This is a genomic window from Nakamurella aerolata, assembly GCF_013002705.1.
GTDB classification, from domain to species: Bacteria; Actinomycetota; Actinomycetes; order Mycobacteriales; family Nakamurellaceae; genus Nakamurella; species Nakamurella aerolata.
Genome location: NZ_JABEND010000004.1, coordinates 94,137 through 121,122 on the forward strand (window position 1 = coordinate 94,137; position 26,986 = coordinate 121,122).

Annotated in this window: 18 protein-coding genes; 11 read left to right on the forward strand and 7 right to left on the reverse strand. The window is 69.8% G+C overall.

Annotated elements, in window-relative coordinates; all coding sequences use genetic code 11:
* The first annotated feature begins 28 nt into the window (after nucleotides 1-28).
* The 3 genes from HKD39_RS08930 to HKD39_RS18770 are packed head-to-tail and all read left to right on the forward strand — an operon-like array spanning nucleotide 29 to nucleotide 6,872.
* On the forward strand, nucleotides 29-3,856 hold the full coding sequence (locus tag HKD39_RS08930; RefSeq protein ID WP_171199528.1) for a PKD domain-containing protein: 3,828 nt from the start codon (nucleotides 29-31) through the stop codon (nucleotides 3,854-3,856).
* The gene (locus tag HKD39_RS08935) at nucleotides 3,853-4,842 is read left to right on the forward strand and encodes a glycosyltransferase (protein ID WP_171199529.1); all 990 of its coding nucleotides are present in this window, start codon (nucleotides 3,853-3,855) and stop codon (nucleotides 4,840-4,842) included. The genes HKD39_RS08930 and HKD39_RS08935 overlap by 4 nt, the downstream gene beginning before the upstream one ends.
* The gene (locus HKD39_RS18770; protein WP_212754318.1) at nucleotides 4,839-6,872 is read left to right on the forward strand and encodes a glycosyltransferase; all 2,034 of its coding nucleotides are present in this window, start codon (nucleotides 4,839-4,841) and stop codon (nucleotides 6,870-6,872) included. The genes HKD39_RS08935 and HKD39_RS18770 overlap by 4 nt, the downstream gene beginning before the upstream one ends.
* Nucleotides 6,873-6,891: 19 nt before the next feature.
* Here HKD39_RS18770 and HKD39_RS08950 read toward each other — a convergent pair whose 3' ends face one another.
* From HKD39_RS08950 to HKD39_RS08960, 3 genes are all read right to left on the reverse strand, one after another.
* Nucleotides 6,892-9,294, reverse strand: coding sequence for a right-handed parallel beta-helix repeat-containing protein (locus HKD39_RS08950; protein ID WP_171199530.1), 2,403 nt, complete (start codon nucleotides 9,292-9,294; stop codon nucleotides 6,892-6,894).
* A 289-nt stretch (nucleotides 9,295-9,583) separates the two neighbouring features.
* Nucleotides 9,584-11,035, reverse strand: coding sequence for a lipopolysaccharide biosynthesis protein (locus tag HKD39_RS08955; RefSeq protein ID WP_212754320.1), 1,452 nt, complete (start codon nucleotides 11,033-11,035; stop codon nucleotides 9,584-9,586).
* The gene (locus tag HKD39_RS08960) at nucleotides 11,032-12,153 is read right to left on the reverse strand and encodes a glycosyltransferase (protein ID WP_171199531.1); all 1,122 of its coding nucleotides are present in this window, start codon (nucleotides 12,151-12,153) and stop codon (nucleotides 11,032-11,034) included. Before HKD39_RS08960 ends, HKD39_RS08955 begins: the two co-directional genes overlap by 4 nt.
* A gap of 392 nt (nucleotides 12,154-12,545) precedes the next feature.
* Here HKD39_RS08960 and HKD39_RS08965 point away from each other — a divergent pair, with 392 nt between their 5' ends.
* Together HKD39_RS08965 and HKD39_RS08970 are read left to right on the forward strand one after the other, a co-directional pair.
* The gene (locus HKD39_RS08965) at nucleotides 12,546-13,901 is read left to right on the forward strand and encodes a hypothetical protein (protein WP_171199532.1); all 1,356 of its coding nucleotides are present in this window, start codon (nucleotides 12,546-12,548) and stop codon (nucleotides 13,899-13,901) included.
* Between the two features lie 93 nt (nucleotides 13,902-13,994).
* Nucleotides 13,995-16,109, forward strand: coding sequence for a polysaccharide biosynthesis tyrosine autokinase (locus HKD39_RS08970; protein ID WP_171199533.1), 2,115 nt, complete (start codon nucleotides 13,995-13,997; stop codon nucleotides 16,107-16,109).
* 22 nt (nucleotides 16,110-16,131) lie between these two features.
* On the opposite strand, the gene HKD39_RS08975 is transcribed toward HKD39_RS08970, so the two are convergent.
* Nucleotides 16,132-16,803, reverse strand: a complete 672-nt coding sequence (locus HKD39_RS08975) for an arsenate reductase/protein-tyrosine-phosphatase family protein (RefSeq protein ID WP_171199534.1) — start codon at nucleotides 16,801-16,803, stop codon at nucleotides 16,132-16,134.
* 508 nt (nucleotides 16,804-17,311) lie between these two features.
* Here HKD39_RS08975 and HKD39_RS08980 point away from each other — a divergent pair.
* From HKD39_RS08980 to HKD39_RS09005, 6 genes are all read left to right on the forward strand, one after another.
* Nucleotides 17,312-17,773 carry an FAD synthase family protein gene (locus HKD39_RS08980; RefSeq protein ID WP_171199535.1) on the forward strand — a complete coding sequence of 154 codons (462 nt, stop codon included), beginning with the start codon at nucleotides 17,312-17,314 and terminating at the stop codon, nucleotides 17,771-17,773.
* Nucleotides 17,770-19,347, forward strand: coding sequence for a sugar transferase (locus HKD39_RS08985; RefSeq protein WP_171199536.1), 1,578 nt, complete (start codon nucleotides 17,770-17,772; stop codon nucleotides 19,345-19,347). The genes HKD39_RS08980 and HKD39_RS08985 overlap by 4 nt, the downstream gene beginning before the upstream one ends.
* Before the next feature lie 93 nt (nucleotides 19,348-19,440).
* Nucleotides 19,441-20,199 carry a CDP-alcohol phosphatidyltransferase family protein gene (locus HKD39_RS08990; protein ID WP_171199537.1) on the forward strand — a complete coding sequence of 253 codons (759 nt, stop codon included), beginning with the start codon at nucleotides 19,441-19,443 and terminating at the stop codon, nucleotides 20,197-20,199.
* Between the two features lie 35 nt (nucleotides 20,200-20,234).
* Entirely contained in the window at nucleotides 20,235-21,344 is a 1,110-nt protein-coding gene (locus HKD39_RS08995; RefSeq protein WP_171199711.1) for a DUF1972 domain-containing protein, read from the forward strand.
* A gap of 81 nt (nucleotides 21,345-21,425) precedes the next feature.
* Complete coding sequence (locus HKD39_RS09000; RefSeq protein ID WP_171199538.1) at nucleotides 21,426-22,487, forward strand: hypothetical protein; 1,062 nt, start codon at nucleotides 21,426-21,428, stop codon at nucleotides 22,485-22,487.
* Complete coding sequence (locus tag HKD39_RS09005) at nucleotides 22,484-23,275, forward strand: nucleoside triphosphate pyrophosphohydrolase (protein ID WP_343074654.1); 792 nt, start codon at nucleotides 22,484-22,486, stop codon at nucleotides 23,273-23,275. Before HKD39_RS09000 ends, HKD39_RS09005 begins: the two co-directional genes overlap by 4 nt.
* Here the strand turns inward: HKD39_RS09005 and HKD39_RS09010 are convergent.
* The 3 genes from HKD39_RS09010 to HKD39_RS09020 are packed head-to-tail and all read right to left on the reverse strand — an operon-like array spanning nucleotide 23,265 to nucleotide 26,951.
* Nucleotides 23,265-24,920: an ABC transporter permease gene (locus HKD39_RS09010; RefSeq protein ID WP_171199539.1), complete on the reverse strand. Its 1,656-nt coding sequence runs from the start codon at nucleotides 24,918-24,920 to the stop codon at nucleotides 23,265-23,267. The genes HKD39_RS09005 and HKD39_RS09010 overlap by 11 nt on opposite strands.
* Entirely contained in the window at nucleotides 24,917-25,861 is a 945-nt protein-coding gene (locus tag HKD39_RS09015; RefSeq protein ID WP_171199540.1) for an ABC transporter ATP-binding protein, read from the reverse strand. Before HKD39_RS09015 ends, HKD39_RS09010 begins: the two co-directional genes overlap by 4 nt.
* A gap of 34 nt (nucleotides 25,862-25,895) precedes the next feature.
* Complete coding sequence (locus tag HKD39_RS09020; protein WP_171199541.1) at nucleotides 25,896-26,951, reverse strand: Gfo/Idh/MocA family protein; 1,056 nt, start codon at nucleotides 26,949-26,951, stop codon at nucleotides 25,896-25,898.
* Nucleotides 26,952-26,986: the final 35 nt, after the last annotated feature.

The window sequence follows — 26,986 nt, forward strand, 5'->3', positions numbered from 1 at the left end:
TCGCAGGAGAACGCAGGAGATCAACGTCATGCTGAACTTCCGTCGAGGCAGTGCCGTTGTCGCGGCTGTCGTCGTCGCTGTGGCCGGCACCGTTGTGACGGGCGCGCCAGCGTCCGCCGCGGTCGCCGCCGCTCCGGCCGGCGTCAGGGCCGAGGCGCCGGCCCGCCCGAGCGCGACGCCGCAGGCGGCGGACACCGCAACCGGACCGGCCCCGGTGGAGCAGCGCGCCGCCACCATGCCGACGGCCGATGCGCTGCCGACGGTGCAGATCGACGGGGTGGCCTGGTCGCAGGCGATCCTGGGCAACACCGTGTACGTCGGCGGCAAGTTCGCCAACGCCCGCCCGGCCGGCGCGGCCCCTGGCACCAACCTCACGCCACGGGCAAACCTGTTGTCCTACAACCTGACCACCGGTCAGCTGAACACTGCATGGGCCCCGTCCACCAACGACCAGGTGCTCGCGGTGGCGCTGTCGCCGGACGGCAGCCGGCTGTACGTCGGCGGCACCTTCACCAGTGCCGACGGCCAGAACCGGTACCGGCTGGCCGCCTACAACACCGCCACCGGTCAGCTCGTCTCGAACTTCAAGCCCATCCTCGGATACATGGTGCGGTCGATCGTCGCGACCAACACCACGGTGTACGTCGGCGGCACCTTCGCGACGGCGAACGGCCAGACCCGCAACAATCTCGCCGCCTTCAACGCCGCGGACGGATCGCTCACCGGGTGGGCGCCATCGGCGGATTTCACGGTGAACGCGCTGGTGTTGGTGGACAACGGCACCAAGATCATCGCCGGCGGCAGCTTCCAGAATGTCAACGGTGCGCCGGCGTACGGGCTGGCCGCGATCGACGCCAGCAGCGGTGCGCTGTTGCCGTGGGCCGCGAACCAGAAGGTGCAGAACGCCGGCCAGAATGCCGGTATCTGGTCGCTGAGCACCGACGGAAATGCGGTGTACGGGACCGGTTACGTGTACGGCGCCGGCGGCAATCTGGAAGGCGCGTTCTCGGCGGATCCGGCCACCGGAGCGATCAACTGGATCGAGGACTGCCACGGCGACAGCTACGACTCCTACTCCGACAGGACCACCGTCTACACGGTGAGCCACGCGCACTACTGCTCAACCGTTGGTGGCTTCCCACAGACCGACAGCAACTGGAACATCAACCAGCGGCACGCCATTGCCTTCACCGCCGAGGCCAAGGGCACCCTCGGAAACAACATCTACAGCGCATACACCAACTGGGCGGGCAACCCCGCGCCGGCGATGTACAACTGGTTCCCCGACATGGACTTCGGCAAGTACACCACCTCGGCGCAGGCGGCCTGGGACGTCACCGGAAACGGCGAGTACGTGGTGATGGCCGGCGAGTTCCCGACGGTGAACAACGTCGGCCAGCAGGGCCTGGTGCGCTTCGCCACCAAACCGCCCGCCCCCGGCAAGCAAGGCCCACGGGTGACCGGCGCGAACTTCACCCCCGCCATGGTGCCGGCCGGCGCCGGATCGATCAGGGTCAGTTGGCCGGCCAACTGGGACCGCGACGACATGACCCTGAAATACACGGTGACCAGGAACGGGACAGCGGTGAAGACGCTCACCGCCGACTCGCAGTTCTGGAATCTGCCGACGCTCAGCTTCATCGACTCAGGGCTGACTCCCGGCCAGACCTACAGCTACCAGGTCAGCGCCACCGACCCGGACGGCAACACCGTCACCGGCGACCCGGCGTCCATCGTCGCGCCGAACGATCCCGCCCCCAGTGCCTACAGCAAGCAGGTCATCGCCGACGGCGCCCAGCTGTACTGGCGCCTCGGCGAGACTTCCGGCCAAACCGCTGCCGACAGAACGGGTTCCAACAACGGCGTCGGGACCGCGCTGACCAGGGGCACCCCCGGCGCTCTCGCGCAGGATCCTGACACCGCCACCAGCTTCAACGGGTCGAGTTCGACCATCGGGAGTTCGACGGCGACGCAAGCTCCCGACACCTTCACCGTGAGCGCATGGTTCAAGACGACCACAGGGTCCGGCGGCAAGATCATCGGCTTCGGCAACGCGAAAACCGGGCTGTCCGGCAGCTACGACCGCCAGGTCTACATGGACAACAGTGGCCGGCTGTGGTTCGGGGTGTACCCGAACTCGGTGAAGACGGTGAACACCACAGCCGCCTACAACGACGGCCGGTGGCACCAGGTGGTCGCCAGCCTTGGCCCGGCCGGCATGACGCTCTGGGTCGACGGCACCAAACAGGCCACCAGGTCGGACACCATCGCAGGGCAGCAGTACACCGGATACTGGCGAGTGGGCGGCGACAAGGTCGGCGCGTGGCCGAATGCGCCGCGCAGCAGCTACTTTGCCGGCGCCATCGACGAGTTCGAGGTCTACCCTTCGGTGCTCACCGATGCCCAGGTCGCCAACCACTACACCATCGGCACAACGGGTCCGGCGCCCAACCAGCCGCCCGCTGCCGCGTTCACCAGCAACGCCAGCGGGCTCACCGCGACCTTCGACGGCTCCACCTCGAGTGACGCCGACGGCCAGATCACCGGCTACCAATGGGATTTCGGTGACGGGACGGCCGGCAGCACCGAGGCAAAGCCGTCACACAGCTATGCGGCCGCCGGCACCTATCAGGTGAAGCTCACCGTGACCGACGACAAGGGCGCCAGCAACTCGGTGACTCACCCGGTCACCGTCAGCCACGCCGACCCGACAGCCAAGTTCACCGCCACCGCCGCCGATCTGAAGATCTCCTTCGACGGGTCGGCGTCAACGGCCACCGACGGGGCGAAGATCACCGGTTACGCCTGGGACTTCGGCGACGGTTCGGCGGCCGGCACCGGCGCCACCCCCAGCCACACCTACGCCACCGGGGGCACGTACCAGGTCAAGCTCACCGTCACCGACAGCCTCGGCGCCAAGAATTCGATCACCAAGGCGGTCGCCGTCACCGCCGGCAACAAGGCCCCGACGGCGGCGTTCAGCTCGTCCGCCGACGGCTTGACGGCGACATTCGACGGGTCGGCATCGGCCGATCCCGACGGCAGCATCGCCAGCTACGCCTGGGATTTCGGTGACCAATCGGCGGCCGGCAGTGGCGCTACTGTTTCGCACAGCTATGCGGCAGCCGGCACTTACCAGGTGAAGCTGACGGTGACCGACAACAGCGGTGCCACCGCCTCGGTGACGCACGCTGTCACCGTTGCCGCGGCCGCCGGCCCGATCGCCGCCGACAACTTCGGACGAACCTCGGCCAGCGGTTGGGGCAATGCCGACACCGGGGGTGCCTGGACCATCTCCGGCGGTGCCCCGAACGCTTCCGTCTCGGGCAACCGCGGTGTGCTGAAGCCGCCGGCCGCGGGATCCACCGTGGCGGCGACGCTGAACTCGGTGTCCGCCAAGGACATCGACGAGACCTTCCAGGTGACGCTGGACAAGATGCCGACAGGGTCAGGCGTTTACGTGGCCAGCCAGGTGCGCAAGTCCGGCAACTCGTACTACATGCTGCGGCTGATCGTGAAGCCGACCGGACAGGTCGCCGGCTACCTGATCGTCTCGTCGGCAGGCGCCGAGACCACCCTGTGCGCGCTCAACGTGCCGAACCTGACCTACGCCCCGGGGATGACGCTGGGGGTGCGGTTCACCGTGTCCGGCACGCCGGCAACCGTTGCCGGCCGGGTGTGGGACGCCGCCAAGGCCGAACCAAGCACCTGGACCCTGGCGCCGGTCACCGACTCCACCGCCGCCACCCAGGCGCCCGGCGGCATCTCGCTGCTGGCTTACCTGTCGTCGAACACCACCAACGCCCCGGTCGCGGTGTCGTACTCGAAGCTGCTGGCGGGTGCCCCGGCACCGTGAGTTCCCCCCAGGAAGCAGCGCAGGAATCAACTCAGGAGTCGTTGCAGGGCAACGGAAATGGCGCGGCGATCGTTGTCGTCAACTACGGTTCGCACCGGCTGCTCGAGCACAACATGGCCGACCGGCCGTGGTGCCAGCACGGCCTGAGCGTTGTGGTGGTTGACAACTTCTCGACCGCAGCCGAGCGCGCAGCCGTGTCGCGGCTGGCCGACCGGAACGGCTGGACGGCCCTGCTGCAGGACGACAACCCCGGCTTCGGTGAGGCCATCAACACCGGCGTCGAGCACGCCCTGGCGGCGGGCGCCGACAGCGTCGTCCTGCTGAACCCCGATGCGGTGCTGGCGCCCGCGGCCGCTGCCCGGCTGGCGGACGTCGTGCGGCACGAGCCGATGACGCTGGTGGCGCCGCGCATCGTCCGGCCGTCCGGCCGTCCGTACTTCACCGGCGCGGTGATCGACCGCAAGACCGGCAGAGTGCGCTCGACGGCAGGGATCGTCCCGGCCGACGACACCCGGATCCCGTGGATCACCGGCGCCTGCATGGCCTACAGTCGCCAGCTGCATCAGGCGACCGGCGGATTCCCTTCCGGGTACTTCCTCTACTGGGAGGACGTGGACTTCAGCCTTCGCGTCGCCCGCGCGGCCGGAGAGCTGATGATCACGCCGGACGTCGAGGCGCTTCACGACGAGGGCGGTACCCAGGAGCAGGACGACGCCCCGGCTCGCAAGGGCCACAGCCCGCAGTACTACTACTACAACTGTCGCAACCGTTTGCTGTTCGCCGCCAGGAACCTGCCGCGCAGGCAGGCTGCGGGTTGGTTGCTGCGTACTCCGGTGGAGAGCTTTGCGGTGCTGCGGCGCGGCGGCCGACGCCCGTTGGTGACACCGGTGCTGGTCTGGGCGACGGTGCGGGGCACCGCCGCCGGGAGCTGGCAGCTGTTGCGGGCGCTGCTCTCGCGGCCGCGCACTACGGGGACACCCCGATGAACGCGGCCGGCGCCACCACCGTTGTGGTGGCAGTGTTGACCTACCGCCGCCCCCAGCTGCTCCGCGGCCTGCTGCTCCGGCTGGCCGAGCAGCTCGCCGAGCTCGACTCCGATTGCGCCGCAAGCATTCTGGTGGTCGACAATGACCCGGACGGCAGCGCCAGGGCCGAGGTCGCCCGGCATCAGGCGGTGCGCTACCAGCACGAGGTGCGGCCCGGTATCGCGGCCGCGCGGAACCGGGCCTTGGATGCCGCATCCGACGCAGACCTGCTGGTTTTCATCGACGACGACGAGACTCCACAGCCCGGCTGGTTGGCGGCGTTGATCTCCACCTGGCGGCGGACCGCGGCCGCCGGTGTGGCCGGGAAGGTGGTGCCCGACTACGCGGCGCCGCCGCCGGATTGGATCACCGCAGGGCGATTCTTCGTCAGGGCCACCAGGGCGACCGGCACTCCGGTGCCGGCAGCCGGCGCCGGCAACCTGCTGCTCGACCTGAACCAGGTGCGAGCGGCGGGACTGCGCTTCGACGAGTCGTTCGGGCTGGCCGGGGGAGAAGACACCCTGTTCACCCGCATGATGACCAGGTCCGGTCTCGCGCTGGTGTGGTGCGAAGAGGCCAAGGCGGCCGATCTGGTTCCTGCGCAACGGATGTCCCGGCGCTGGGTGTTGACCAGGGCGTTCAGCCACGGCAATGCGCACGCCAGGGTGGAGCTGCGGCTGAACCCTGGGCTGCGCACCAGGATCGAGCTGGCCGCGCTCGGGATGTCAAGGGCCGCAGGCGGAGTGGCAAGGGCCGCATTCGGGATGCTGACGCGATCCATGGTGCACAGAGCCAGAGGCATGCGCGCCGGCTACCGCGGGGCGGGCATCATCGCCGGGGCCGCCGGCGCGCAGTTCCACGAGTACACCAGGTCGGCTGCCGGCCGATTCCGGCGGCGCGCATCGCGGTCCGCGAGCGATCAGGTGGTGGTGCTGCAGTCGTTCCCCGGGCGCGCGCCGGTGGGCAATCCGTACCGGGTGCTGCTGGTGGAGGGTTTGACGGGTGCCGGCGGCGTCACGGTGGTGCATTTCGACTGGCGGACCGCGCTGCTCGGCCGTTACGACGTATTCCATGTGCACTGGCCGGAAACGCTGCTCGGTGCCCGCACCCCGGTACGCAAGCTGGTGCGGCAGCTGCAGTTCGCGCTGCTGTTGCTGCGGCTGCGACTCGCCAGGATCCCCGTGGTGCGGACGGTGCACAATCTCGAACTGCCACAAGGGATCTCACGACGCGAAGCGCTGCTGCTGCGGCTGGCGCAGCGCGCCGAGACGGTCCGGGTGCGGCTGAACTCCAGCACCGACGTTGCCGGCGACACACCGGTACACACCGTGCTGCACGGGCACTACCGCGACTGGTTCGCCGACCATCCGCAGCGGCCGGCGATTCCCGGCCGGCTCGTCTTCTTCGGCCTGGTCCGCCGCTACAAAGGTGTCGAAGCGCTGGTGCGGGCCTTCCGGCAGACCGCAGGCCCTGCCGATTCAGCGGCCACCGGGGCCACGCCGGCCGGCATGGCGGCCGGGATCGGCGCGGAGCAGCTGAGCCTGCAGGTGGTCGGGAACCCGTCGACCGCCGAACTGGCTGACAGCATCCGCGCCGCCGCCGGCGGTGACCGGCGCATCCAGCTCGATTTCGACTTCGTCACCGATGCCGACCTGGTCGCCGCGGTGACCGCAGCCGAGCTGGTGGTGTTGCCGTACCGGGAGATGCACAACTCCGCAGGGGTGCTCACCGCGCTGTCCCTTGACCGCCCGGTGCTGGTGCCTGACAACCTGGTCAACCGGCGGCTGGCGGACGAGGTCGGGCCCGGTTGGGTGCACCGCTACCAGGGTGCACTGACCGGCGCGGCGCTGACTGCTGCGCTGGCCGAGCTGCGCAGCGACCCGCCAACGGCGCCGCCGAACCTGGACCAACGCGACTGGGTCGTTGGCGGCGGGCAACACCGGCTGGCCTACCTTGACGCGCTCGCCCGCGCCGGCCGCGGCCGCAGCTGACCGGCTGCCGGGCCCCGGCTCAGTTCGGCGGCGGGGCGAAGGCGCCAAGATCCTTCGGCAGGGTGGTGGCAACACCCAGCGCGGCTGCCACGTCCGCCGGCAGCGGTTGCGCCCGGCCCCCTCCAGCTGCGTTCTGCGCCAGCTGATACCGGCCGTTGGCGATGTCCTGCAAGACCTGCGTCACGCTGGTGTCGGCCCAGATGTCGGCGGCCGCCATACCGCCCCGCGCCGCGGTGAAGGCCGCGCGGTCGGCGCTGCGGTAGATCACCGGCACCACGGTGACGGTGGGCCGCCAGGACACCAGCGTCGCGCCCGTCCCGGGCCCGGCGAGCAGGTTGCCGTCCAGCCGCGAGAAGTATTGCGACGGAGCCGAATTGGGCTTGTTGTTCGGCGGCAGACCGGGAAACACCGCGAGCGCGGCGGCCTGCGGTTCGGTGGTGACGACCACGTTGCCCGACACCGCGACGTTGGTGGTGTTGGGGCCGACGTAGTCACCAACGGCGTTCGACCTGGAGTCGTCGTAGATCCGCAGGCCCTGTTCCTTCGGCGAGACGATGGTGTTGTGGTAGATCTTGCTGTTGGCTGCCGAGAGGTTGACGCCGAACTTGGTGTCGACGATCAGGTTGCTGGCCACGATCGCCGAGTTCGACACCTCGTGCATGATGCCGGCGTTGCTCAGGTTCTTCACCACGTTGTACGTGTAGATCCCGTTCGAGCAGTTCGGGTCGCACCACAGCCCGTTGGCCAGCCCGAGCGAGTTCTCGACCCGGTTGCCGATCGCGCTGAAGCCGTTCAGACCGCTGAACTTGAAGCCGATCGCGTTATTGCACGACTGCCGGCAGTGCTGACCCATCAACGCTTGGTCGTTGCGGTTGAAGACGTTGCCGAGCACCCGGAAGTCGGTCCGCACCGACGGGTTGCCGTTGGCGCCGAGTGGAGTGTGGCCGTTGTAGGCAAAGACGTTGCGGGACAGCACGGTTCCGGCCACCGGGTTGTTCACTGCGACCGCGGCTGCACTGTTCTCGGTGAACGCGTTGTTCTGCAGGGTGGCCTTGGTGTTGCTGAGGTAGACGGCCGCACCGGTCAGGTTGGAGTACTCGTTGCTGGCGTACCGGCGGAAGCCGATGCCCTTGATGGTGAACGTCGCCCGCGACACGATGAGTGCCCGCGGCCGGGCCGCCACCTCGACGGTGGTTGACCCTGGGTTCACGCCGATGTGCAGGCGGCGGGCCGCCCAGTCGTAGAAGAAGGTGCCGGTGGCGACATCGCCCGCCGACCCGACCTGGCGCAGCGCGCTACCGCCGGCCCACACCTGTTGCGGGTCGGCCGGTAGCGGATTACTCCGGTCGCCAACGGCGTTGTCGACATGGCTGCAGGGTCCGCTGTTGTCGGCGCGCTGGCCGGTCGGCGCCGCCGAGTAGTAGGCACCCTCACAGAATCCAGGTGTCGACCACGGCATGGTCCACCGACCGGAGCCGCTGGCCGTCCACTTCGTGGCCGGCGCCGGATCTGATCCGTCGAACCAGGGCGACTCGCCCGGATATGCCTGCAGGGTAAGGCTTTTGTTGGTGATGCCACCGTCGTTGGTGTATTGGTCACGGTAGGTGCCGCCGCGCAGCACGACGGTTCCGCCCGAGCTGGCCAACCGGACCGCTCGGTTGAGAGTGCGCACCGGTGCCGATGCCGACCCGCTGTTGCTGTCGTTCCCGTTGGGGGACATGATGATCGCGCCTGCGGGAACCGGATAGTTGTTGCCGGGAATGGTTTTTCCTGAATCGTCGAGCCCCACCGGGCCGGACGGCAGAGCGCCGGCGCCACCGGTGCCTGTCGGTGGTTCGGCGGCACCGGCCGGCGCGCCGAACCAGGTGGTACCGGCGTCCCGCCAACCCGCCGCGAGCAACTGGCCGGCCGCGGCGCTGCCGGCAACGGCCGATCGGTGCTTGCTGCCGAGCTGGTAGCGGTGCACCGGAACCTGGCAGGCGGCGGTCCTGCTTCGCGGGGCGTAGAACTCGGTACCGCCGGCGACGTAACCCCTTGACTGGAATCCGGAGATCTCGGCGGGGTCGGCGGACCAGACGAAGTCGTTGGCGCCGGCCTTGTACAGCCGGCGCACCGCCGTCAGCCCCGACGCTGGTGCCGCGCCGGCCAGGAAGGCGACGCCCAGCGACTGGGTGAAGCCGAACTGCCGCGCCGCGCTGTCCGCTTCGTTCTGCCAGCGGGTCAGCAGTGACGCCGAGGTGGACGGGTTCACCACCTGGCGGATCGGCGCAGTGAGTCCACTGCACCCGGACTCCGCGGCAGCCGGTGGGGCGACGGCCGTCGTCACCGGCACCGTGGCCGCGAGTGCCAGACCGAGCAGCACAGTGAGGGTCCTGCGCAGGCGTGGGGTCGAACGGGCATGACGGGGCGCGGCTGTGGGCAAGGCTGTCTCCTGGCGAATCCCCGACGCGAACAACAACACACGTGGTGGGCGGCGACCGCTGCGCGGCAATGGATGTCACCGACGGCGACAGCGCGAACGCCCACAAAGAACCGGATCAATGGTGGTTGAGGATGTGCGGCGAGGTCAATCCGGCATCGGTGTCGTCGTAATCCGGACGAATGGAGGTGCACCGTGACTGCCCGCCGATGGTGCGGTCAACAAGCCGACACTCCGGCACCCCGTCGGCGTAGTGGTGCTGCTGGGCAGCGTTCGTTCGTGCGTGCGGGACTCAGCCCCGGCTCGCCGCTCGGCGCCGGGCCAGGTCCCTGCGGACGTACCACCAGTTCGGAACCAGCTGGCACAGCGCCACCGAGACCGCTGACCCGATGATCGGCCCCGCCGCCCCTAGCGGTGCGATGAGCAGCCACGACAGGCCGAGGTTCAGCGGAACCATCGCGATGGTCGGCAGCACCTGGAACCTGAGTCCGCGGGCGTCGGTCATGTACATGCCGAGGGGGTACTTCACGGCCTGCACCACCACGAAGCAGACGTAACCGATCACCAGCGGCGAGCTGAGCGTCACCTTTCCGTCCGCGATCAGTTCGGTCAGCCACGGCAGAAACAGCACCATCACCAGCGCGACGGCGGCGCTGGCCACGCCGAAGCCGACGGCGAGCTTGAACGGTGGCCTGAGTTCCCCACCGGCGCGGGCCTTGGCGAAGATCGGCCACAGCGCGAAGCCCGCAGCGGTGAATGCCTGGATCACCAGACCGAAGAGCTGCGCGCCGAGGCTGTACTCGGCCAGCTCGCTCCTGGTGCCGAGATGGGACAACAGCAGCCGATCGGTCTGCATGGCGATCGGCAGCGCGATCAACTGCACCAGCATCGGCCATGCCACATGCATGGTGCGGGTGCCCGGGGCGGACTTGAGCCGCGGCACATCGCGCAGCGCCCGCCCCAGTTGCGGCCGGATGAGCCGAGCCGCCAACGCCAACGACAACATGCCGGCAACGGCGCCGGCGGCGTACGACACCAGCGAAAGTTGGTTCCCCGCAGGGGCATCGGTGGCGACCAGCGCGAAGACCCCGACGAAGATCAGCGGTGCCACCACCGCCCCTGTCAGTATCTGCAGGTGGTTCTTTGCCAGTCCGGTGAGTACCCGCTGGCCGATGCCGGCGGGCAGGTTGAACGCATAGATCACCACGCATCCGAGCACCACGATCGACGCGCCGGGGAGCAACCCGTCACCGGCGATGGCGGGCCACCAGCCGGCCAGGGTGATCACCACGCCGATGACGATCAGCACCGTCGCCGATGTGATCAACACCCGCAGCGCACTGGTCAGCGTCCGCCTGACCTGTTGATCGGTGCGCGGGTCGGGTGACTCGGCGATCGAGTTGATGACCACCGCCGACATGCCGAGGTCGGCGAACGGAATCAATGCCGTCAGTGAGGTCAGCAGCGCGTACTGCGCATAGTCGGCCACCCCGAAGTGCCCGATGATCAGCCTGGTGGTGAAGAAGCCGAAGGCGCCGGAGATCGCCATCACCAGCACTTTGGAGAGCATGTTGGCGCCGATGAGCCGCCAGATCGGCCCCTTCGGTCTGTTGGCTGCTGGTGCTGCGGGTGCGGTCGCTGCTGCCGGTGCGGTGAGCGGCGCCGGCTCAGGAACTGCTGCCGGGTCGGCAGGTACTGCCGGGTCGGCCGGTGATGACGGCGATCCCGGTGGCGGCAACGTCATGGAGCCGTCCACATCCACTCGGCGGCAGCCGCGCGGCCGTCCACGGCGGGCAGCGAAGCCACCACCTCGGCGGGCGGGAGCGGGTCGGCCAGCGCCGACCGCAGTGCGGCTGCGGTTGCCGCCGGGTCGGCGACCCCGGCCGCCGTACCGGCTGACCCGCCGGAAACGGGCGCTGACGGAAGCACCCGATGACCGTTGCCGGCCAGCCAACCGGCCAGCCCGGTCTGGTCGGTCGTCAGCACGGTGCAGCCGTGCGCGAGCGCCTCGACGATGGGCAGCCCCACCTGCTCGCGCCAGCGCAGCCGAGGTTGCGACAACAGCACGACGACGGTGGCTTCGCGCAGCGCCCGATGGACCTCTCCCCGCGGTGGGTCGACGGTGAGGCTGACGTCGGCGCGGGTGGCAAGGCGGCGAGCCGACTCCAGCAGCGGGCCCGAGCCGATCAACTCGAGCGTTGCGCCCGATGGTGCGGCGGCGGGCCAGGCAGATGCCAACTGCGGCAAGCCTTTTCGCTCGCTGAACGAGCCGACGAACATCGCCCGCCCCCGCACTTTCCTCCCAGCCGGTACGTGCGTGCCGAGGCAGTCACACACAGCGGGCAGCGCCGGAATCGTCACGGTGGCGGCGCGCGCCAGCCGGGGACGCCGCTGCTGATAGAGCTCAGCCGCGGCCGCGGTGCCGAACGCCACCCGAGTCACCCGCCGGCTGACCCAGCGGTTCAACAACCGGTGTTGCACTCGGCGCGCCAGTCCGCCGATACCGGGGTATCTGGGGGTGCGGAACGGATCGAGGTTCTCGATGGCGTAGCTGACCACCCGTGGATCCGATCGCCCGCTCAGCCGCAGCAGCCCGGCGGCGACCGTCGCCGCCGCGGCTCTGCTCAGGCCGCCGAGCGCCAGCGGCTCGGTGACCTCGATGACGCGCGGCCGCAGCCGGACGATCTCGCCGATCAACCGGGGCCCGGTGACCTTGCGGACCCTGGTCGGATCGGCCAGGGCGCCGTCGAAGTCGTAGCTCCGGTACGAGTAGAGCAGGTGGGCGTCCGGGTGTTCGTTGATGCGCTCGAGGTGCGCGCTGCGCACCTGCGTATAGACCTGGACAAGGCCGATCCCGGACATTGTTCATAGCGTAAGGTCCGCTCTGCTCCGTTGGGACCATGGTGGCCGTCGCTGTGCCGGTCTCGGCCTGGTCCTGACTACGCACCGTGTCGGGCCGCATCGTGTCGGAACAGCACCGTGTCGCAACAGCACCGTGTCGCAACAGCACCGTGTCGCAACAGCACCGTGTCACGACAGCACCGTGTCGGGGCCGGCCGTTCGGTTGCCGCACCCGGGGGCCGGAAGTCCCCATCGCGTGTGCGGAACCGCTGCCCGCACGGCGGCTGCGGTGCAAACTAGCAACACCTGCCGAGGGGGAACCCGCGGCAACGACCGGGTGAACCCCCGGCGCCGCCCTCTGTTCCCTGTCGTTCCCGCCCGCCCGTCCCGCTCGCACCGATCGGCTGAAACCCATGAAGACGCTGCTCAGCACCCCGCTCGGCCTGTTCCTGGCCTGCGTCGGGCTCGCCGTCGTCATCGGACTGGCCGTGCTGATCCGGCGGGCGCCGCGACCGGCGACGGTGGTCTGGCTGGCGGTGCTGGTGTTCGTGCCGGTCTGGCTGGGCCCGACCGTCGGGGTGTACCTGTATCCGGCGAGCTGCACCGGCATCCTGCTGCTGATCGCACTGGCGCCGCGTTGGATCAGCCTGTTCGGCATCGGTGATCTGCTGGTCGCGTTCATGGTGGGGCTGTGTGTCGCCGCCAAGTTCCTCGGCGGGCAGAGCTCGTTCTCCGCGGTGCTCACCATGCTGTTGCAGTGGATTCTGATGTATCTGCTCGGACGCTCGCTGCCGAGCAGGGTTGGCCTTGACTGGATGTATCGGGCCGTCGCGATCGTGTTCAGCGCTGCCGCCGCGCTCGGACTCGCCGAGTTCTTCCTCGGCTGGAATCCCTTCGTGCAATGGTCGTCCGGCAACGGCCTTTACCAGGTGTGGTCGCCGCTGCAGCTGCGCGGTGGCCTGGTCAGGGTTGAGGGCGCGTTCGGCCACTCCATCGCCTTCGGCGCATCGATGGCCCTTGCGGTACCCGTTGTGCTGCGTGCGGTTCCGTGGCGACTGCGCACCCGGATGCTGCTGACCGGCGTCATCATCGCCAGCACCATCGTCACCTTCTCCCGGGTCGCGATGCTCTGTGCCGTGCTCGGTCTGCTGTTCTCGGCGCTGTTCGGTCGAGGACGCCTTCCGCTGGCTTTCCGCGCCGGAGTGTTTCCGGTGGTCGGTCTGCTCACTCTTGCGGTGATGCCGTTCATCAGCAGCGTGTTCAGCGCGGCCGGTTCGGAGGCCACCAACAGTGCTGACTATCGCGGCAGCCTGCTCGGGCTGGTGCCGCACATGGCGACCATCGGTTACAGCCCGCTGGCATCACGCAGTGCCGGCGGCGAGCTGTATTTCGGCCAGTTCCAGTCCATCGACAGCCAGCTGATCCTCACCGGCCTTACCTACGGCTGGCTGCCGCTCATTTTCGCCCTGCTCGGGTTGCTGATCGCCGTTGCCGCGATGCTGTGCAGGGTGGCGACGGCGCCGACCATCGCGCTGGTCGCGCAGATCCCGGCGCTGGCGACGGTTGCGCTGATCACTCAGTACGCCTCGGTGCTGTGGCTTTTCGTCGGTCTTGCCGTGTACAGCCAGATCGCCGAGCGCGGACAACCCGAGCGGACCGACAACGCCGCGTCGCGGCGCGAGTCTGTCGCTGCGACGAGCAGTCGACGCCTGCGTCGTCCCCGATCGGGTGTCGAAATGTCCGGACAACACCAAACCGCACCAGCTTGACATTACTGACAGCAATGACTCCGATAGGCTGCTGGTCCGAATGGACTACTCTCGGCGTCCAGATCAACTAACCGAAGAGGAGCTCCCGGGTCGATGCGTGGTCTGGAGTATCTGGCGATTCTGCGGAAGCGATGGCTGTACGTCGTCGTCCCGGTGATCGTCGGGCTAGCGGTGGCGGTCGGCCTTTCTTATACGGCGACGCCGACGTACAACGCCAAGGCGAGCGTCTACTTCTCGCTGCCCTCGGCGACGTCGGCGAACGATCTGTTCCAGGGCAGCAACTACACGCAGAAGCAACTCGCTTCCTTCGCCGGCCTGGCCACCACTCCGGTGGTGCTCGGTCCGGTGATCGACAAGCTGCACCTTGAGACAACGCCAGGTGCCTTGGCCGGCTCGGTCAGCGCCATCTCCTCCAGCGACACGGTGATCGTGCAGATCCAGGCAAGCAACACCTCACCCACCACCGCGGCCGACGTGGCCAACGCAGTAGCCGACCAGCTCGGCGTCGTGGTGCGCGGCCTCTCGCCCAAGAGCGAGCAGGGTCGGCCGCAGATCGAGGTGCAGACCGTCACCCCCGCCGTGCCGCCGACGGCACCGAGCACACCCCGCACCAAGATCAATCTGGTCGCCGGCGGGGTGGGCGGCCTGTTCATCGGCCTGTTGCTCGCCTTCGCCAGGGAGCGGCTGGACAATCGCGTGCGTACCGCGGACGATCTGCCCTCCGGAAGCGCCCTCGGCACCATCAGATTCGACAAGGCGGCGCGCAAGCAGGCGATGCTGGTCGGCGAGGCCGCGCATTCCGAGCGCGGCGAGGCATTCCGCCAGCTCCGCACCAACCTGAGATTCGTGCGGATCGACGAGCCGGTCCAGGTGCTGGTGGTGACCTCGTCGCTGCCGGGGGAAGGCAAGTCGGTGACGGCCGCCAACCTGGCCGCGATGTTCGCCGAGGCCGGCCGGTCCACCCTGCTGATCGAGGCCGATCTGCGGCGACCGCGGGTGGCCGAGTACCTCGGACTCGACCGCTCGGTGGGTCTGACCGACGTGCTGACCGGTAACGCCGGTCTCGACGAGGTGACGCAGGCCTGGGGGCCGTCCGAGCTGAGGGTGCTGGCGAGCGGTCCGTTGCCGCCGAATCCCTCCGAACTGGTCGGTAGCCACGCGATGGCCGAGCTGATGCAGAACCTGCGGTCCGAGTTCGACATGGTGATCATCGACAGCCCGCCGCTGCTGCCGGTGACGGACGCGGCCGAGATGGCCGCGGTGGCCGACGGTGCGCTCGTGGTGGTCCGCAGTGGGCGGACCACTCATCCGCAGGTCGACTCGACCGTGGAATCGCTGCGCGCGGTGGACGCGCGGTTGCTCGGCTTCGTGCTGAACTTCGCGCCGGTCACCAGGGAGAGCCGGCGGTACGCGCAGTACGACTCGGACGTCTCGCACTACCCGCCGACCGGCAAGCACAGCAAGCCGCGCCCGTCGAAGGCGCTGAAGTCCGAACCTGCCAAGGCCGACCAGCCCAAGCCCGACCCGGCCAAGCCCGACCCGGTGACGCCCGACTCGATGGAGGCCGTAACGGCTGATCGGGCCACTGCCGGAACGACCGATCTGGCCACTGCCGCGGCGACCGATCGGGCTACGGATGCCGGGACGACGGATCCATCCGCTGCCGCCGGGACGACGCAACCGGTCGCTGCGACCCGGGCGCGGGTCGAGCCCGGGGCGACTCGGGCCCGCATCGAGTCCGACGCGAACCAGGCGCGCGTCGAGCCCGAGTCAACTCGGCCCAGCGCCGAACCCGAGGCAACCCAATCAGCAGCACCGGCCGCCCCCGTTGCTCCAGCCGACACCGCATCAGCGCCGGCGCCGCCGGCCTCCGGATCGGCTGGCTTCTCGCTGGTGCCGCGGCCCGACACCGCCAGCCACGCCGATGCCGCCGAGTTCGCTGCGCCCGGCAACGCCCGTGTGCCGCACTCCGGTGTCGGCGCCGGCGTCGAGCCAGGTGCTCCGCACGATCTCGAGCACGATCTCGAGCCAGCCGGACCAGACGTCAGCAGCGCACCGACCAACAGTGAACCGAACGGTCGAGAACCGATCAACGGCGCGGAGCCCGGGGCCGACGCCGCCGGGGCCTCCGATCGACCGGCCGGCGAACACGAACCGATCGGGTACGAGCCGCCCACTCCGCCGGTGAGTCCGGTCGGTCGGTCCTGACCCTGGGCCGCAGCGCCGCTGCTCAGTCGGTTCGGTTGCGCCGCAACCGGTTCCACAGGCTCGGCCGACGGCGCTCGGCAGCGGGTTCGGTAGCGGCTTCGGGCGCGGGTCGGCCGACCAGCGCCGCCACCGTCCGGTCGATCCGGTTGACTGCCCGCGCGATCGCCCTGCGCCCGTGCCCGACCGGATCAGCAATGTCGTCGTCGGCGGGGTCGAGCGGTTCGTTCAGGCCGCGCTGCGACAGCGCGGCAGTGATCAGCTCGCTGCCGTCCGGCGGTTGCGATCCGGCCTCGCGTGGGCCGGCCTGTCCTGCGGTCAGCCGCTCGAACTGCACCATGGTGAAGGTCTTGGCGTGGGCCGACGGGTCCAGCGCCAGCACCGCGGCGCGTTGCCCGCGCTCGGCGGTCAGGATCAGGTCTGCCTCGGCCACCATCTCGGCGTCCAGCGGCTCCGACCGGAACGCACCGGCGTCGATACCGCGCTCACTCAGCAGCTCGCCGAGCTCCGCGACCACCGGTTGGCCGTCGATCGCCCCCACTCCGGCCGATCGCACTGTCCACCCGATCGGCGCGGGCGTGCGCCGCAGCGCATCGATCAGCAGCAACTCCGCCGCGGCCGACCGGCAGCGGTTGGCATGGCAGATATAGAGGACGGAGAACCCGGCGGGCGGTTGCCCGGAGTCGTTGGGTGGCATGCGGTCTCCTAGCTCGGGCCACTGTGGTGCAGCTCATTGTTCCCGCGCCCGCCCTTGTTGTTCGCACCCCGTTCCGTGCCCCGAGGGTCACGCGCAGCCTTCCAGGCGACAACACATGTTGTCGCTATGACGAATCGGTCGCTGTAACGGCGCCGGATGACGGCCCGTTCAGCTTCCGTTCGGCCGGCGTTCAGATTCGCTCTGCCGGGTGACCCGCGACCTGCCCTGGTGAATAGGCAACGTATCGAAGCCTGCGGATACGAACAGTGAGCAAATGTCACCCGAAAGTGACAAGCCGTTCCGAATGGCGAAACGATGTGGTCGCTCTGTCGCCGCAACGGTGGATGACTGCACAGAGTAACGACAAAGAGCCTTGCGATGCTCCATACGTGCGTTAGGGTTGCCACGTCCCCAACGCAATTACTGGGTGTTATGTGAAGTCGGGTGGTTGTCACTCGGTCGGACCTCAACGTGTTCGCTTAAGTCAGCTCGGGAGGATCAGCGTCACATGAGGATCGGCTACGCACCGGGTGTCTACGACATGTTCCACGTGGGTCATCTGAACATCGTTCGTCACGCAAAGTCATTGTGCGATCACCTGATCGCGGGTGCGGTCTCCGACGAAATGGCGCTGCTGGCCAAGGGTCGCGCACCGGTGGTGCCGCTGGCCGAGCGCCTGGAGATTCTGAGCTCCATCCGTTACATCGACCAGGTGCACGCCGAGACGGTCCCCAGCAAGCTGGACACCTGGCGCGAGCTGCAGTTCGACGTCATCTTCAAGGGCGACGACTGGCGCGGCACCGAGAAGGGCCGCCAGCTCGAGCGCGACTTCGCCGCGGTCGGCGTCGAGGTCGTCTACTTCCCCTACACCGCACACACGTCGAGCACCTTGCTGCGCCGGGTGCTCACCAAGCTGGACACCGGCCGCCCTGACGACCACGGCTTCGACGCCGAGAAGGCCATCTCATGACGGCCCCGGAGATCGGGCGTCCCGTCGTCCAGCGCGCCGCCGCCCGCAAGCGGTTGGCGGGAATCGGCGGTGCGGCAGTCGAGCGTCCACCGGCCCCCAACGTCAGCGCAGCGCAGAGCAGCGCAGGCTGGGCCCGCAGCTACGCGCGTCGACTGATGATCACCGACACGCTGGTGCTGCTGATGTCAGGGCTGGCTGTGCACCTGGTGCGCTGGGGCGACGTCGATGCGGCGGTCAGGCTGAGTGGCCAGGCCGGGGTCTGGCCGGTGCTGGGTCTGACGCTGCTGATCGTCGCGGCCTGGCTGACCGCGCTCGCCGCCGCTGGCACCCGCCGCCCGCCGGTGGTCGGCTTCGGAGCCACCGAGTACAAGCGGGTGGCGCGGGCCACCCTTGCGGTGTTCGGCGGGCTGGCGATCCTGTCGTACCTGCTCGGCCTGCGGCTGCCGCGCAGCTATCTGGTGCTGATGCTGCCGATCGGGCTGCTGGCAGTGCTGGCGTCGCGCTACCTGTGGCGCCGGTGGCTGCACAAGCGCCGCGACTTCGGGCACTACCAGTCGCGGGTGGTTGCCGTCGGCAGCACCGCGACCGTCGCCGACCTGGTGCACGATCTGCAGCGGTCGCCGCGGGCCGGCTTCCGGGTGGTCGCCGTCTGCCTCACCGATCCGGAGCGGGGCGCTGACAACCTGGCGCTGGCCGGTCTGCCGATCATGGGTGGCGTCGGCGATGTTGCCGCCGCGGTGCGCAGCTGCGGCGCCGACACCGTTGCTGTCACCGCCACCGACGAGGTCGGTCCGGCGGCGGTGCGCAACCTTTCCTGGCAGTTGGAAGACATCGACGACGTCGACTGCTCGCTGGTGCTGGCCCCGGCACTGACCGACATTGCCGGCCCGCGGGTGCACACCCAACCGGTGAACGGGCTGCCGCTGATCCACGTCGACCGGCCCACCTACCGTGGGGCGAATCGGTTGCTCAAGAAGACCTTTGACGTGGTCGGTGCGTCGGTGTTGCTGGTGCTGCTGTCGCCGCCACTGCTGGTGATCGCGGCCGTGGTGAAGCTGACCAGCCGCGGTCCGGTGTTCTTCCGGCAGCCGAGGGTCGGGCTCAATGGCGGCACCTTCGGAATGATCAAATTCCGATCGATGGTGACCAACGCCGAGGAGTTGCTGCCCGAGCTGCAACGCCGCCGGGACGAGGCCGCAGCGGCCGCCGGCAACTCGGTGATGTTCAAGCTGGTCGACGACCCGCGGATCACCAAGGCCGGCAAGTGGCTGCGCCGGTTCTCGCTGGACGAGCTGCCGCAGCTGCTCAACGTTCTCGGCGGCAGCATGAGCCTGGTCGGTCCGCGGCCGCCGCTGCCCGAGGAGGTAGCCAAGTACGAGAACCACGTGCACCGGAGGCTGCTGGTCAAGCCGGGCATGACGGGCCTGTGGCAGGTGTCGGGGCGGTCGAGGCTGAGCTGGGAAGAGACCGTGCGGCTCGACTCGTACTACGTCGAGAACTGGTCGATGACAGGCGATCTGCAGATCCTGTGGAAGACCGCAAGGGCCGTCGTCGGCCGCGACGGCGCGTACTGAGACGGACCAGGGCGGGTACCAAAGAGTCGGCGTCCGGCTGCCCGCCGTTGTGGCGGCATTCGGAGCGGGTCGGTAGGGGCAACAATCATCACCATGCACACAGCACAAGGGCGCGTCGAACCGACGCGGCTGAGTTACACCGACGCGGTGCGCTCGCTGGCCGCCGCGCAGAAGTCAGGGAGCGGCGCGCCGCCGTACTCGCGGTGGATCAACCGCCCGCTGGGTCGCCGGCTGGCCGCGCTCGCTTACCGGGTGGGGCTGTCGCCGAACCAGGTGACGCTGCTGTCCGGCGGCTGCTCGCTGGCGGCCATCCTCGGCATCGCGCTGGTCCGGCCGCAGGCGTGGCTCGGGCTCGTCGTCGGCGCGCTGCTGGTGCTCGGCTATGCGCTCGACTCCGCCGACGGACAGCTCGCCAGGCTGACCGGCGGCGGCAGCCTGGCCGGCGAGTGGCTCGACCACATGGTCGACACCGTGAAGGTCTGCCTGCTGCACTCGGCGGTGCTGATCTCGCTGTACCGCTTCGGCTCCGCAGACCGGCCGTGGCTGCTGGTGCCGCTGGGCTACCTGCTGGTCTCGGTGGTGTTCTTCGTGTCGTTCCTGTTGATCGGCAAGCTCCGGCTGGAAGCAGCGACGGGTAGCGAGCGCCGCTCGTCCGGCCGTGGCCTGCTCCAGACCGTCGTCGCGCTGCCCACCGACTACGGGGTGCTGTGTCTGATCTTCTTCGCGTTCGGGTGGCCGACGCTGTTCCTGGTGCTGTACACGGCCCTGTTCGCCGCGCACACGCTGGTGCTCAGCGGTGCCATGGCGCGCTGGTGGAAAGAACTCACCGGGCTCACCAGGGCGCCCCGGTGAGCGGCAGCGCGGCGCCGTGGCCGCTGAGCATCGCGATGCTGGGGACAAGGGGAGTACCGGCGCGGTACGGCGGATTCGAGACGGCGGTGGAGGAGGTCGGGCGCCGGCTCGCCGACCGCGGGCATCGCGTGGTGGTGTACAGCCGCCCGACCGAGCCGGAGGCGAGCGCCGGCAGCAGCTACCTGGGAATGCAGCGGGTGGAGTTGCCGGTGGTGCGCAAACGCTCGCTGGAAACGTTGCTGCACACCGGGTTGTCCGCCGGGCACCTGCTGCGGCACCGCACCGATGTCGCCTTCCTGTTCAACTGCGCCAACGCGCCGTGGCTGCCGCTGCTGCGGCTGCGGCGCATTCCGGTGGCGACGCACGTCGACGGCCTCGAGTGGCAGCGCGGGAAGTGGGGCAGCACCGGACGCCGGTACTACCAACTCGCCGAGAAGCTTGCCGTGCGGGGTTCGGACGCGCTGATCGCCGACGCCGCCGGAATCGCCGACTACTACGCCGAGACCCACAACGCCGGAACGGTGCAGCTCAGCTACGGCGCCCCTGTGGTACCACCGGACACCGACCGGCTCGCCGAACTCGACCTGGCGCCCGGCGGTTATCACCTGGTGGTGGCGCGGTTCGAACCGGAGAACCACGTCCGCGAGATCGTCGAGGGCTACCGGGCATCGGCGGCCGCCCGCCCGCTGGTGGTGGTCGGTTCGGCCCCGTACTCGGACGAGTACACCGCGGCGGTGCACGCCGCCGCCGACCATCGGGTGCGCTTTCTGGGCGGGGTGTGGGACCAGGAACTGTTGGATCAGCTGTATGTCGGGGCCCGCAGCTACCTGCACGGTCACTCGGTCGGCGGCACCAACCCGTCGCTGCTGCGCGCGATGGGCGCCGGCGCCGCGGTCAGCGCCTGGGACGTGAACTTCAACAGGGAGGTGCTCGGCGCCGCCGGCCGGTTCTTCGCCGACCCGGCGGGTGTTGCCGCCGCGGTCGAACAGGCCGATCAGGACGAGGCCGGCACCGCGGCCAGGGCGACACTGTCGTCCCGGCGGGCCACCGACTACAACTGGGACGACGTCGCCGACGGCTATGAGCGGCTCGCCTTCGATCTCGCCGGGCACCGGTTGCCGCGGCCGCGCCGGACGGGCCGATGAGCTGAGGCGCCGGCGGAAATCCCGGTGCCGGGACGGCAGGCTGGCCCGCGCTGCCCGAGCGCGCCGTGAGAAGCTGGAGCCGTGGATCGCACCGTCGCTCTCCCCAATACCCGCTCCCGCCGCGCTTCGGCGGCGCCGGCACCGCCTGCTGGATCGGCACAGCCTGCTGGATCCGTCGAGTCGGCGGGCCCGGGGCGGCGGCGCGGCCGGCAGCTACGGCGCCGGCTCACCCCGTTCGCGTTGGCTGCGGTACTGGCCGGCACGCTGACCGCGTGCACCGATCACCCCGGCAGCGCCGCTGTGGTTGACGGCACCAGCATCAGCGACAGCTCCACCCTGCAGACGGTCGATCAGCTCGCTGCCGACCGGACCCCTGCGGAGCCGGCCGATCCGTCCGGCACCGCGGCGACCGTCGACTGGCAGGCCGCCGACGTGCAGCGGGAAGCGCTCAACCGCAAGGTGTTGACCGCCAGCATCCGGCACCAGCTGCTGCAGAGCCCGGCGTTCAGCCGGCTCCCGGCCCCGCCCAAGTCCGAGGTGAACGCCCGCGCCGCGCAGGTCGATCCGGCGCAGCTTGCCGGCCAACTCGGGGTCGCCCCTGATCGGGTGGACCAGGGCATCTCAGACGCGTTGCGGGTGCTCACCCTCGCGCAGCAGAACGCCGAGCAACCGGTCACCGACGTGCGGGTGAGCATGGACATTCTCAGCACCTTCGATTCTCGTTCGGCCGCGGCCGCGGCGCGGGTGCGTTTTCTGGACGACCCGGCGGCACTTGATGCCGCCATCGCCGAGGCCGCTCAGGGCTCCGGCGGTGCGCAGTCGGCGGCCACTGGCCAACAGCTGACCCTGCTGCAGCAACCGGCGCTGGCCCAGTTCGGCGTGTTCAGCGAGCCGGCAGGCAGCATCGTGGTGGTGCCCTCCGGTGAGCGGTGGACCTTGGTACGGATCAACCACCGCTCCGAGACGCCGGGCCAGCTCGGCTCCGCGCTCGGCACCGCGGCGAACTCGCAGCAGGGCCAGGCGTCGCTGTTCGACCTCGCCTGGCTGGCGGCATCAAAGGACGTCCGCGGCCAGACGGTGACCGTCAACCCGCGCTTCGGGCGCTGGGATCCCGTTGTGATGCAAGTGGTTCCGCTGTCGTGACGGACCGACCCGGGACGCCGCCGGCACCCACCGGTCCGAGCGGTCCGACCGGCGGCAAGTTGCTGGACGCGGTCGCGGTGATGGACACCCTGCGCAGCCCAGGCGGTTGCCCGTGGGATGCCGAACAGACCCACCGCTCGCTGCTGCGTTATCTTCTCGAGGAGTGCTACGAGCTGGTGCAGGCCATCGAGGACGACGATCAGGCCGCGATGCGCGAAGAACTCGGCGATGTGCTGCTGCAGGTGCTCTTCCACGCACGGATCGCCGCCGAAACGCCCGCAGCCGCAGGCGGTTTCACCATCGACGACGTTGCCGGTGACCTGGTGGACAAACTGGTGCGCCGGCATCCGCACGTCTTCGCCGCCGGTGCGGGAGCCGCCGGTGCGGCAGCCGCCGCTGGGCAACCCGCCGACTCGGCGCCGGATGCCGGGCCGAGCACCGCGCAGGACCAGCAAACCCGTTGGGACGAGCTGAAAAAGGCCGAGCGCACCAGCAAGAACGGTAAGGCGCACGTGCTCGACGGGGTGGCGCTGGCCCAGCCGGCGGTGGCGCTCGCCGGCAAGCTCGGCTCCCGCGCCGCCAAGTTCGACGATCACACCCCGCTGCCCGACGGCGACAGCGCGGCCGAGCAGATATTCCGGATCGCCTACGCGGCCGGTGCCGTCGGCATCGACCCGGAGACCGCGCTGCGCCAGGTGGCAAGGGAACACGCGGAACGCATGCGCGCGGGCACCATCGACGTCCCGCCGGCGGGCCAGCGGCAAGGGTCGACCGGCGTCAGCGACTGAGCACGTCCCGTCGGCGAAACCCCACCACCGCGACGGCCAGCAGCGCCGCCGTCATCACCAGCAGCACCCCGACGGCCGTCCACGGGATCTGCGTGACGGCCGGCCCGGTGACGTGCGTCAGCGGAGATACGTCGAGCAGCCACTGCGGCAGCTGCAACGACGGCCCGATCATCGTCAGCAGCACGCAGCCGGCGAACACCGCCCAGATCGCCGGCCACCAGCTCGGCCGCAGCGCGTGCACCAGCGCCGCCAGCGCGCCGAACGTCCAAGTCACCGGGATCTGCACCATCATGGCCTGCAGCCCGGCGCGGAACGCAGGACCGAAGGCACCGTCGGTGCGGATGCCGTGCACCAACCCGCAGGCCAGCCCGGACAGCGTCAGCGCCGCCGCGGGAATCAGCAGCATCGGCACCAGATAGCCGCTCTGCAGCCGGAACCGGGTCACCGCTGTCGAGAGCAGCAACTCCGCGCGCCCATTGCTCTCCTCGGCGGCGAGCCGGCCGACAACGCTGATCGCGGCGATGGCCGCCAGCAACCCGGTGACGGTGCCGACCGCCGACAGCACCGCCTGGGTGAGCACGTCGGCACCGCCCAGCTGCGTCAACGCCTCCCGCATGCCGGCGCTGCCGGACAGCAGACCGTCGGCGCTGTCCACAATGGCGCCGTTCACCGCGCCGTACGCCAGCAACGCAAGGCACCAGGCGATGGCGGTGCCGCGCAGCGATCGCACCACCAGGCCAGGCACCGAACGCAGCCGGCCGGTGGCCGGCCCCGGCCGGGCCGGCAGCAGCGACAACCCGACGTCTCGGTGCGCCAACAACGCGACCGCAACGGCCACCAGCGCCACCGCCAATGCCACGGTGAGCGCGACCACCCACACCCGGTTGTCGGCGAAGGCTCTGACCTCTTCGGCCCAGCCCAGTGGGCTCAGCCAGCGCAACCACTGCGGGCCGGAGCTTCCGGAGTCGGCCACCCCGCGAATGGCGAAGCTGAGCCCGAGCAGCGCCCCGGCGGCTCCCATCGCCGACCTGGCCGAGTCGAACACCTGCGCCGTCACCGCTGCGAGGCCGGCAAACACCAAGCCCGAAGCGGCGATCACCGCGCCCAGCAGCGCCGAGCCGCCGAGCGGCTCGCCACCGACTACGCAGACCACGGCGACCAGAACGCCGATGCCGACCAGCGCCGTTCCGGCGCACGCCAGCGCCGCGGCGAGCGCGGCGCCCCGGCCGATCGGGGTGCTGGCCAGCAGCTCGGCCCGCCCCGACTCCTCCTCGCTGCGGGTCCGCCGCACCACGGTGAAGATGCCGGCGAGGGCGGCGAGCGCGCTGCCGAGCAGGCCCATCCGCCAGGCCGTCAAGCCGCCGATGCTCGACGACCAGATCGGGCCGGTGATCACCGTGAAAACCGGGTTGCCGCGCAGACTCTCGGCGAACTGCGCACGCTCGGCTGGGTTCGGATAGAGGTTGCGGAACGCGACAACAGTGGCGGCCACCGAGGCGACAATGCCGTACGTCCAGGCCAGCAGTGGCAGCCGCTCCCTGCGCAGCCCGAACCGGTACAGCGCGGCGAACCCGGCGAGCGGCAGAATCCCCAGCCCGGCGCTGCTCCGATCGACGTCGCTGCTCGGCGCGGCGGCGGTACTCATTGCTGGTCGGCCGAGGGCGACGGCGCCGGGTCGCCGGGCTGGTCGTAGTGCCGCAGGAACAGCTCCTCCAGTGTCGGCGGCCGGCTGGTGAGGGTCTGCACCCCGGCAGACGTCAACGCCGCCAACACTTTTCCCAGCTCATTGCTGTCCACCGACAGGCTCACCCTGGTGTGCTCCACCCGTAGGTCGTGCACGCCGGGCAGCTCGGACAGGCCGGCCGGCACCCGGTCGAGCTGCGCCTGCACGCTGGTCCGGGTGAGGTGCCGCAGCTGCGCCAGCGTGCCCGATTCCACCACGGTGCCACCGGCAATGATCGACACCCGATCGCCCAGCGACTCCACCTCGGAGAGGATGTGGCTGGACAGCAGCACCGTGCTGCCCGAGCCCACCGCCTGCCGAATGCATTGCTGGAACACCGCTTCCATCAAGGGATCCAATCCCGACGTCGGCTCGTCCAGCACCAGCAGCTCCACCTCGGAGGCCAGCGCGGCGATGATGGCCACCTTCTGCCTGTTGCCCTTGGAATAGGTGCGGCACTTGCGTTTCGGGTCGAGCTGGAAGCGTTCGATCAGCTCGTCGCGCCGGCCGGCGTTGGTGGGAGCGCCGCGGCCGCTGCGCAACGAGGTGAGCAGATCGATCACCTCGCCGCCGGTCAGGCTCGGCCACAGCGTCACATCGCCGGGAACGTAGGCCAACCTGCGGTGCAGGGACACCGCGTCCGTCCACGGATCGCCGCCGAGCAGCCGGCTGCGGCCGGCATCGGCATGCAACAGCCCGAGCAGCACCCGGATCGCCGTCGACTTGCCGGCGCCGTTCGGGCCGAGAAAGCCATGCACCTCGCCGCGCCGGACCTGCAGGTTCAGCTTGTTCAGTGCGTGCACCGAGCCGAAACTCTTGTCCACGTCACGCATCTCGATGACGAGCTCGGCATCGGCGCCCATGGTGTGTCCTTTCCGCCGCGAGCTCGGTGCGGCCTCAGCCCAGTTGAGCGGCGGCGGTATCGAGCGTTCGCATGATCGCGACCGTTTCCTGCAGCGGCAGCAGTGGCGACTGCCGGACACCGTCGGCGACCAGTTGGGCCAGGTGCGCGGCCTCGTAGGCCAGGCCGCCGTCGGTGATGGTGGGTGGGTCGGTCTGCAGCGTGGTGCCGTCCCTGTGGATGTAGGTCAGCACGCCGGGCGCGTAGAACGGCCCCGGCAGTTCCACCCTGGCCACGGTGCCGGAGATCGATGCGGTGGTAGGCGTTTTCGCCAGCAGCGTGGTGTTCAGCACGGCCTGCGCGCCGGGATGCTGGGCGCCGGCGTCGAGCACCAGCGATACCTGCCCGTCCACCCCGGTGAACGCCCTGCTGCCGAACGCGTGCACCGCGGCGGGCGTGCCGAGCACCATCGACGCCAACGACACCGGGTACACCCCGAGATCCAGCAGTGCTCCGCCGGCCAGCTCCGGCGCGAACAGCCGGTGTGCCGGATCCGGGTCGAAGTACTGGCCGTGGTCGGCGATCACCACCTGCAGCTCGCCGAGCGCGCCGGTCTCCAGCAGCTGGCGCAGCACGTCGAAGCGCGGCAGGAAGCGCGGCCACATCGCCTCCAGCACGGTGACGTCAGACGCGGCGGCGAACTGCGCGATCTCCACTGCCTGCTCGGCGGTCTGGGTGAACGCCTTCTCCACCAGCAGATGCTTACCCGCCGCGATGGCATCCATGGCCTGTCGATAGTGCTCGGAGTGCGGCGAGGCGATGTACACCACGTCGACCTCGTCGTCGGCCAGCAACTGTTCGGTGCCGACGTGTGCGGTCGGGATGTCGTGCTCGGCCGCGAAAGCGTTGCCCCGCTTCGCGCTTCGCGAGGCCACCGCCACCAACCGCTGCCTGGTGTGGGCGCGCAGCGCGCGCGCCATCGACCCGGCGATGCCGCCGGTGCCGAGGATGCCCCAGCCCAGCGGTGGGGCCTCCGTCGGGTCGGGGGTGCGCGGCTGCGGCAGCCGCGGCGGAGCCGGCGGTGCTGGTTTCGGAGTCGGCGGCTGGCTCATCTGGACTCCTTTGCAGGCCCGTTTCTCCCAGGCCG

Coding starts and splice junctions, on each gene's coding strand:
- HKD39_RS08955 (WP_212754320.1), bottom strand. CDS start 11,035: ATGACGTTGCCGCCACCGGGATCGCCGTCATCACCGGCCGACCCGGCA.
- HKD39_RS18770 (WP_212754318.1), top strand. CDS start 4,839: ATGAACGCGGCCGGCGCCACCACCGTTGTGGTGGCAGTGTTGACCTAC.
- HKD39_RS08985 (WP_171199536.1), top strand. CDS start 17,770: ATGACGGCCCCGGAGATCGGGCGTCCCGTCGTCCAGCGCGCCGCCGCC.
- HKD39_RS08990 (WP_171199537.1), top strand. CDS start 19,441: ATGCACACAGCACAAGGGCGCGTCGAACCGACGCGGCTGAGTTACACC.
- HKD39_RS09010 (WP_171199539.1), bottom strand. CDS start 24,920: ATGAGTACCGCCGCCGCGCCGAGCAGCGACGTCGATCGGAGCAGCGCC.
- HKD39_RS08970 (WP_171199533.1), top strand. CDS start 13,995: ATGCGTGGTCTGGAGTATCTGGCGATTCTGCGGAAGCGATGGCTGTAC.
- HKD39_RS08980 (WP_171199535.1), top strand. CDS start 17,312: ATGAGGATCGGCTACGCACCGGGTGTCTACGACATGTTCCACGTGGGT.
- HKD39_RS09015 (WP_171199540.1), bottom strand. CDS start 25,861: ATGGGCGCCGATGCCGAGCTCGTCATCGAGATGCGTGACGTGGACAAG.
- HKD39_RS08995 (WP_171199711.1), top strand. CDS start 20,235: ATGCTGGGGACAAGGGGAGTACCGGCGCGGTACGGCGGATTCGAGACG.
- HKD39_RS08960 (WP_171199531.1), bottom strand. CDS start 12,153: ATGTCCGGGATCGGCCTTGTCCAGGTCTATACGCAGGTGCGCAGCGCG.
- HKD39_RS08975 (WP_171199534.1), bottom strand. CDS start 16,803: ATGCCACCCAACGACTCCGGGCAACCGCCCGCCGGGTTCTCCGTCCTC.
- HKD39_RS09020 (WP_171199541.1), bottom strand. CDS start 26,951: ATGAGCCAGCCGCCGACTCCGAAACCAGCACCGCCGGCTCCGCCGCGG.
- HKD39_RS08965 (WP_171199532.1), top strand. CDS start 12,546: ATGAAGACGCTGCTCAGCACCCCGCTCGGCCTGTTCCTGGCCTGCGTC.
- HKD39_RS08930 (WP_171199528.1), top strand. CDS start 29: ATGCTGAACTTCCGTCGAGGCAGTGCCGTTGTCGCGGCTGTCGTCGTC.